This window comes from Caballeronia sp. INDeC2, assembly GCF_023631325.1.
Taxonomy (GTDB): Bacteria; Pseudomonadota; Gammaproteobacteria; order Burkholderiales; family Burkholderiaceae; genus Caballeronia.
This window is the reverse complement of record NZ_JALQDG010000011.1, coordinates 318,382-325,388: the sequence shown is the minus strand read 5'-3', so window position 1 is coordinate 325,388 and position 7,007 is coordinate 318,382. Positions and strand designations below refer to the sequence as shown.

The window sequence follows — 7,007 nt, the reverse complement described above, 5'->3', positions numbered from 1 at the left end:
GGCGCGATTCAGCATCTCGCGGGCATGAAGGATTCGAAGGTCATCGTCGCGATCAACAAAGACCCCGAAGCGCCGATCTTCAGCGTGGCCGATTATGGTCTCGTCGGCGATCTGTTCGCGGTCGTGCCGGAACTGGTGAAAGAGCTCGGCTAAACCGTGCCGTGTGAGCGAACACTCGCCACAAGAAAAAGAAAGGGCGCGACGATCGTTGCGCCCTTTTTTTGCAGCGAGATATCTGTAAAAAGAGGAGACAAGACGATGAGCTACAGCGCCCCGGTCAAGGACATGCTGTTCGTAGTGAAGGAACTGGCGGATATCGACAGCATCGCTGCGCTGCCTGGTCACGAGGACGCGGGCTTCGACACGGCGCAGGCCGTTATCGAGGAAGCCGCGCGTTTCTGTGGCGAAGTCCTTGCGCCGCTGAACGTCGCCGGTGATCGCACGCCGAGCGCTTGGGCGAACGGCGAAGTCACGACGACGCCCGGCTTCAAGGCCGCGTTCCGTCAGTTCGCGGAAGGCGGCTGGCAAGGCGTCGTTCATCCTTCGGAGTTCGGCGGACAGGGCTTGCCGAAGCTCATCGCGACGCCGTGCATCGAAGCGCTCAACGCGGCGAATCTCTCTTTCGCCTTGTGTCCGCTGCTCACCGACGGCGCGATCGAAGCCGTCCTCACCGCGGGCAGCGACGAACAAAAGGCGCGCTATCTGCCGAAGTTCATCTCCGGCGAATGGACCGGCACGATGAACCTCACCGAGCCGCAGGCGGGCTCCGATCTCGCGCTCGTGCGCACACGCGCCGAGCCGCAAGGCGACGGCACGTATAAGATTTTCGGCACGAAGATTTTCATCACCTACGGCGAGCATGATATGGCGAAGAACATCGTGCATCTCGTGCTCGCGCGCACGCCCGACGCACCCGAAGGCGTGAAAGGCATCTCGCTCTTTCTCGTGCCGAAGTTTCTCGTCAACGACGACGGCTCGCTCGGCGCACGCAACGACGTGCATTGCGTGTCGATCGAACACAAGCTCGGCATCAAGGCCAGCCCGACCGCCGTGCTGCAATACGGCGATCACGGCGGCGCGACGGGCTATCTGATCGGCGAGGAGAATCGCGGTCTCGAATACATGTTTATCATGATGAACGCGGCGCGTTTCGCCGTCGGCATGCAGGGCGTCGCGATCGCGGAGCGCGCGTATCAGCAGGCGGTGGCGTACGCGAAAGAGCGCGTGCAGAGCCGTCCCGTCGATGGCAGCGCGAAAGAGCCCGTGACGATCATCCATCATCCTGACGTGCGCCGCATGCTCTCGACGATGCGCGCATACACCGAAGGCGCCCGCGCGCTCGCGTATGTCGCGGCGGCGCATAGCGATTTCGCGCACGGTCACCCGGACGACGACGCGAAGAAGAGCCATCAGGCGATCTACGAATATCTCGTGCCGATCGTGAAGGGCTTCAGTACGGAAATGTCCGTCGATGTCGCGAGCCTCGGCGTGCAGGTGCACGGCGGGATGGGCTTCATCGAAGAGACCGGCGCGGCGCAGCATTATCGCGATGCTCGCATCCTGCCGATCTACGAAGGCACGACGGCGATCCAGGCGAACGATCTCGTCGGCCGCAAGACCGTGCGCGATGGCGGCGCGGCGGCGCAGGCACTGCTCGCGCAGGTCGATCAGACCATCGCGGCGCTCGCGGAGGTGGACGGCCAACCGTTCAAGTCGATGCATCGGCATTTGAGCGCGGGGAGTTTGTCGCTCGCGCGCGCGATCGAGTTCGTCATCGCAAAGTTCAAGAGCGATCCGAATGCCGTGTTCGCGGGCAGCGTGCCGTATCTGCGGCTGGCGGGCATCGTGCTGGCGGGATGGCAGATGGCGCGGGCGATGCTCATCGCCCAGGCGAAGCGCGCGGAGGACGAGCGTTTCCACAGCGCGAAGATCGCGACGGCGGCATTCTTCGCCGAGCACATTCTGTCGCTCGCGCCGGGAATCGAGGCGTCGATCATCAGCGCGAACGGCAGCGAAGGCGTGCTCGCGTTGAGCGAAGATCAGTTCTAAAAAAAAAGGCGCCGCAAGGCGCCTTTGTCTTTCATGCGATAGCGGGAATCACGCGTTCGCGTAGCCCGGACGCGATTTCACGCCGACATCGCCGAAATAACGATGCACGGACAGATCATCGGCGCGGATCGCGGGCTGCTTGCCCGACATCAGATCGGCCAGCAACTGGCCCGAGCCGCACGACATCGTCCAGCCAAGCGTGCCGTGACCGGTGTTGAGGAAGAGATTCGGCACCGGCGTGCGGCCGACGATCGGCGTGCCGTCCGGCGTCATGGGGCGCAGGCCGGTCCAGAACGTGGCGCTCGCGGTGTCGCCGCCGCCCGGGAACAGGTCGTTCACGCACATTTCGAGCGTCTCGCGACGCGCCTGCTTCAGCTTCTTGTCATAGCCGACGATTTCCGCCATGCCGCCCACGCGGATGCGGTCGTCGAAACGCGTGATCGCGATCTTGTACGTTTCGTCGAGTACGGTCGAGACCGGCGCGCGGTCGGCGTCCACGATGGGCGCGGTGATCGAGTAACCCTTCAGCGGATAGACCGGAATCTTCACGAGATCGCCGAGCAGCTTCGGCGAATACGAGCCGAGCGCGACGACATACGAATCCGCCGTCACCAGTTCCTTGCCACACTGCACGCCGGCGATGCGGCCGTTGCTGACGGCCAGCGCGTCGATCGACGTGTTGTAGCGGAACTTGACGCCGAGCGCTTCGGCCATCGCGGCGAGGCGCGTCGTGAACATCTGGCAGTCCCCGGTTTCGTCGTTCGGCAGGCGCAGGCCGCCTGTCAACTTGTGCGAGACCGCCGCGAGAGCCGGTTCGGCCTTCTTCAGTTCATCTGCCGTAAGCAGTTCGAACGGCACGTTCGCGTCCTTCAATACCGCGATGTCCTTGCCCGCCCCTTCGAATTGCTGTTGCGTGCGGAACAGTTGCAGCGTGCCGCCGGTGCGGCCTTCGTAGTGAATGCCGGTGTCGGCGCGCAGCGCCTGAAGGCAGTCGCGGCTGTATTCGGCGAGACGGACCATGCGGCCCTTGTTGATCGTGTAGCGATCTTGCGTGCAGTTGCGCAGCATGTGCCACATCCACTGCAACTGGTTCATCGTGCCGTCGAGGCGGATCGCGAGTGGCGCGTGCTTTTCGAACATCCACTTCACGGCCTTGAGCGGCACGCCCGGCGCGGCCCACGGCGATGCGTAGCCAGGGGAGATCTGTCCTGCGTTCGCGAAACTCGTTTCGAGCGCGGGTCCGGCTTCGCGGTCAATGACCGTCACTTCGTGGCCGGCGCGAGCAAGGTAGTACGCACTCGTCACACCGACGACGCCGCTTCCGAGAATAACGATTCGCATGTGATCTCCATCCAGATCCGATGAAACTTCCGACTGCGCGCGCTTTGAGGTGATCGACGCGACAAACTGAAGCTCGTATAGTGTTATCGACTATGGTATGGGCTTCGAGCCAGTTTTAGTTATTGTATTTACTCGATTTTCAGGAAAAACAAATGCGAACACAGCGAAACCCGGTCCGCGCGCTCGACAAGCTCGATCACAAGATCCTGAACATCCTTCAGGAGGACGGACGCATCGCGATGAAGGATCTGGCGGAGCGCGTCGGACTGTCGGTGACGCCGTGCATCGAACGCGTGAAACGCATGGAGCGCGACGGCGTCATCATGGGCTACTACGCGCGCGTGAATCCGAACGAGCTGGGCGCGGCGCTGCTCGTATTCGTGGAGATCACGCTCGATCACAAGAGCGGCAACATGTTCGAGCAATTCCGGCGCGAAGTTCAGAAGATTCCCGAGGTGCTCGAATGCCATCTCGTGTCGGGCGATTTCGACTATCTGATCAAGGCGCGGATCGGCGAGATGGCGGACTATCGCAAGCTGCTCGGCGACATCCTGCTGCAATTGCCGGGCGCGGTGCAGTCGAAGAGCTACGTGGTGATGGAGGAGATCAAGGAGACGCTGAAAGTTCTCGTCGAAACGTGACTTTCCGCTTGCGGCGACCGCGCAGTACTGTATATTTATACAGTATTAATCGATGGATTTCGTCGCAATGTCATCGCCCGATCGTGAGTATCCCGTCGCGCCGCCTGCTCCGTTAAAGGGACGCGGGGCGGTCGCAAACATTCAGGGGCGTTACGAGAAAGACGAGCGTGAACGCGTCGACGACGGTTGGGCGCACACCGCCGATTCCGAGGAAGAAGGCGCACCGCCGCTGCGCACGCAGATTTTCGAGGAGCGCGCGAAAAGCATTCTCACGCGCAACAGCTCGCCGGACATTCCGTTTTCCGTTTCGCTCAATCCCTATCGCGGCTGCGAGCACGGCTGCATCTATTGCTTTGCGCGCCCGACGCACAGCTATCTGGGTTTATCGCCGGGACTCGACTTCGAAAGCCGCATCTACGCGAAGATCAACGCGCCCGAATTGCTCGAACGCGAACTGGCGAAGCCGAACTACGAAGCCGAGCCGATCGCGCTCGGCGTCAACACGGACGCGTATCAACCGGTCGAGCGCGATCTGCAGCTCACGCGGCGCATCATTCAGGTGCTGCACGATTGCGGGCATCCGTTCGCGGCGATTACGAAGAATTCGCTGATTGAGCGCGACATCGATCTGCTTGCGCCGATGGCCGCGCGCGGTCAGGTGATGGCGGCGATCACCGTCACGACGCTCGACGCCGATATCGCGCGAACGTTGGAACCGCGCGCATCGACGCCTTCGCGGCGTCTTCGCACCATCCGGACGCTCGCCGAGGCGGGCATTCCGGTAGGCGTGAGCATCGCGCCGGTCATTCCGTTCGTGACAGAGCCGGACATGGAGCGTGTTCTGGAAGCGTGCGCCGAGGCGGGCGCGACGAGTGCGAGCTATATCGTGCTGCGTCTGCCTTGGGAAGTCGCGCCGCTTTTCAAGGACTGGCTGGCCGCGCATTTCCCCGATCGCGCGGATCGCGTGATGAGCCGCGTGCGCGACATGCGCGGCGGCAAGGACTACGACTCGAATTTTTCGACGCGCATGAAAGGCGAGGGCCTTTGGGCCGACATGCTCAAGCAGCGTTTTCAGAAGGCGACGAAGCGTCTCGGTCTGAACGCGCGGCAGCGCGGCATTCTCGACATGTCCGAATTCCAGCGGCCCGTGAAAAAAACGGGGGCGCCGTCCAGCCCGCAGCTCGACCTGTTCTGACGTTTTATTGCGACAGCGTTTTCGCCGCCTCGACCTGACCTTCGAAGTACGTCTGGAAGGTGAGCGCGAGACCGGTCATCAGCAGGAACGCGCCGATCAGAAGCGAAAAAATCACGACGAAGATGACCGTCCAGCCGGAGCGGCTGCTGCGGCCGGTGTGCGCATTGAACTGCGCGTCCCATCTAGCGTCGGGACGCAGGCCGTAGACGATCGCGGAAAGAAAGGCCGCGAGCAGCGATATCGCGCCGGGGAACGCCAGCGCCCAGCCGAGCAGCGAAGTGCGCTCCGTCTGCGCGAGAAGCAGATAGCCGAACGCACCCAGAATGATGCCGACGATATGCGCCCAGCCGTACTTGTCGCGCATTCCATACAGATAGAAGCGATGCAGCCCGATGTAGCCGAACAGGAAGGCGAGCGCGGCGGTCAGTGTCTTCGAGCGGAAGTAAGGCGGAACCTGCTTGCCGGCCGGCTTCGAGCCGGCTTGTGTGGCGACGGACGAGGAAGTCATCAGCGAAAGCGGTGGTGGAAAGAGTCGGACGTCGCTTGCAAGCCGACGCGGTGAGTCATTTTACGCCGACGTGTGTCCGCGCCGCCAATCGCACGTTCTCGCGCCGGTTCGCATGGCGCCGGAGCGTTCCCGAATCCGCCGTGCATCCAAAAAATGCGTTAAGTGTTTGTTGGCGCTTCGGATTCCAGCTATAATCGCCTGTTCTCGTTGTTCCGAACCCCGGTTTTCAAGGATTTCAGCATGGTCATCATCCGCTTGGCTCGTGGCGGCTCTAAGAAGCGCCCGTTCTACAACATCGTTGCAACCGACTCGCGTAGCCGCCGTGACGGCCGCTTCATCGAGCGCGTGGGTTTCTACAACCCGGTCGCGACCAAGGGCGAATCGCTGCGCATCGCTCAGGATCGCCTGACGTACTGGCAAGGCGTTGGCGCGCAACTGTCGCCGACCGTCGAGCGCCTCGTCAAGCAAGCTCAGCAAGCCCAGCCGGCTGCTTAAGCTCGCTTGGTCGACGCTGTAACAGCCGCTCGAAACCTGCCCAAAGATTCGCCAATGTCCACGCGCGATCCTCATTCCGGCCGCGCATCGGAAGGCATCGGTGGAACGAAGCCGGGGCAAGATGAAGGTTCCGCCACGTTTGGCGCGTTCGCCCGCAAGCCGAGCGCGCGTCGCGTGGCGGTCGACATTTCGAGCGCGAAGACGCCGGAAGGCGGAGTCGAATCGGTCGAAGCTTTGCCTGACGACGCCGTCGAACTCGGTTTCATCGCCGATGCTTACGGACTCAAGGGCTGGGTCAAGATCGTGCCGCACGCGAACGGCAAGCAGGGCGGCGACGCGCTGCTGAGCGCGAAACGCTGGTGGCTCGCGAAAGGCCGCGATTACAAGTCCGCGCGCTGTCTGCAGTCGAAAGTGCATGCCGATACGATCGTCGCGCGCTTCGCCGGCTGCGATGACCGCGATACGGCGCTTGCGCTGAAGGGCCACACGGTGAATATCGCGCGCAGCGACTTCCCGAAGCTCGACAGCGAAGACGAATTTTACTGGGTCGATCTGATCGGCCTGGATGTCGAAAACGAAGCGGGCGTGGCCTTGGGCCGCGTTGCGGATCTGATCGACAACGGCGCGCATTCCATCCTGCGGATCGAGTATCCGAGCACCGACAAGGATGGCAAGCCCGTCACCGGCGAGCGGCTGATTCCGTTCGTCGGCGTGTATGTGAAGACGGTTGACCGGGCGGCGAAGCGTATCGTCGTCGACTGGGACGCCGACTATTGAA

7 protein-coding genes and 1 pseudogene are annotated in these 7,007 nt (G+C 62.4%); 6 read left to right on the top strand and 2 right to left on the bottom strand.

Translation table 11 applies throughout. The annotated features are described in order from the left end of the window. Window positions 1-153: pseudogene (locus NCS28_RS09985) on the top strand (electron transfer flavoprotein subunit alpha/FixB family protein); the annotation flags it as partial. 105 nt (window positions 154-258) lie between these two features. Beyond that, complete coding sequence (locus NCS28_RS09980) at window positions 259-2,049, top strand: acyl-CoA dehydrogenase (RefSeq protein WP_250513665.1); 1,791 nt, start codon at window positions 259-261, stop codon at window positions 2,047-2,049. A gap of 48 nt (window positions 2,050-2,097) precedes the next feature. Here NCS28_RS09980 and NCS28_RS09975 read toward each other — a convergent pair whose 3' ends face one another. Beyond that, on the bottom strand, window positions 2,098-3,390 hold the full coding sequence (locus NCS28_RS09975; protein ID WP_250513664.1) for a D-amino acid dehydrogenase: 1,293 nt from the start codon (window positions 3,388-3,390) through the stop codon (window positions 2,098-2,100). Between the two features lie 152 nt (window positions 3,391-3,542). On the opposite strand from NCS28_RS09975, the gene NCS28_RS09970 reads away from it, so the two are divergent. After that, complete coding sequence (locus tag NCS28_RS09970) at window positions 3,543-4,031, top strand: Lrp/AsnC ligand binding domain-containing protein (RefSeq protein WP_250513663.1); 489 nt, start codon at window positions 3,543-3,545, stop codon at window positions 4,029-4,031. Window positions 4,032-4,098: 67 nt separating this feature from the next. Continuing rightward, on the top strand, window positions 4,099-5,226 hold the full coding sequence (locus tag NCS28_RS09965) for a PA0069 family radical SAM protein (RefSeq protein ID WP_250513662.1): 1,128 nt from the start codon (window positions 4,099-4,101) through the stop codon (window positions 5,224-5,226). A 4-nt stretch (window positions 5,227-5,230) separates the two neighbouring features. On the opposite strand, the gene NCS28_RS09960 is transcribed toward NCS28_RS09965, so the two are convergent. Next, window positions 5,231-5,734, bottom strand: coding sequence for a TM2 domain-containing protein (locus tag NCS28_RS09960; RefSeq protein ID WP_250513661.1), 504 nt, complete (start codon window positions 5,732-5,734; stop codon window positions 5,231-5,233). A 240-nt stretch (window positions 5,735-5,974) separates the two neighbouring features. Between NCS28_RS09960 and rpsP the strand changes: the two genes are divergently transcribed. After that, a complete protein-coding gene (gene rpsP, locus NCS28_RS09955) occupies window positions 5,975-6,229 on the top strand; it encodes a 30S ribosomal protein S16 (RefSeq protein ID WP_008342343.1) in 255 nt (84 codons plus the stop codon). 54 nt (window positions 6,230-6,283) lie between these two features. Further along, window positions 6,284-7,006: a ribosome maturation factor RimM gene (rimM, locus tag NCS28_RS09950; protein WP_250513660.1), complete on the top strand. Its 723-nt coding sequence runs from the start codon at window positions 6,284-6,286 to the stop codon at window positions 7,004-7,006. The last annotated feature ends 1 nt before the right edge of the window (window position 7,007 follow it).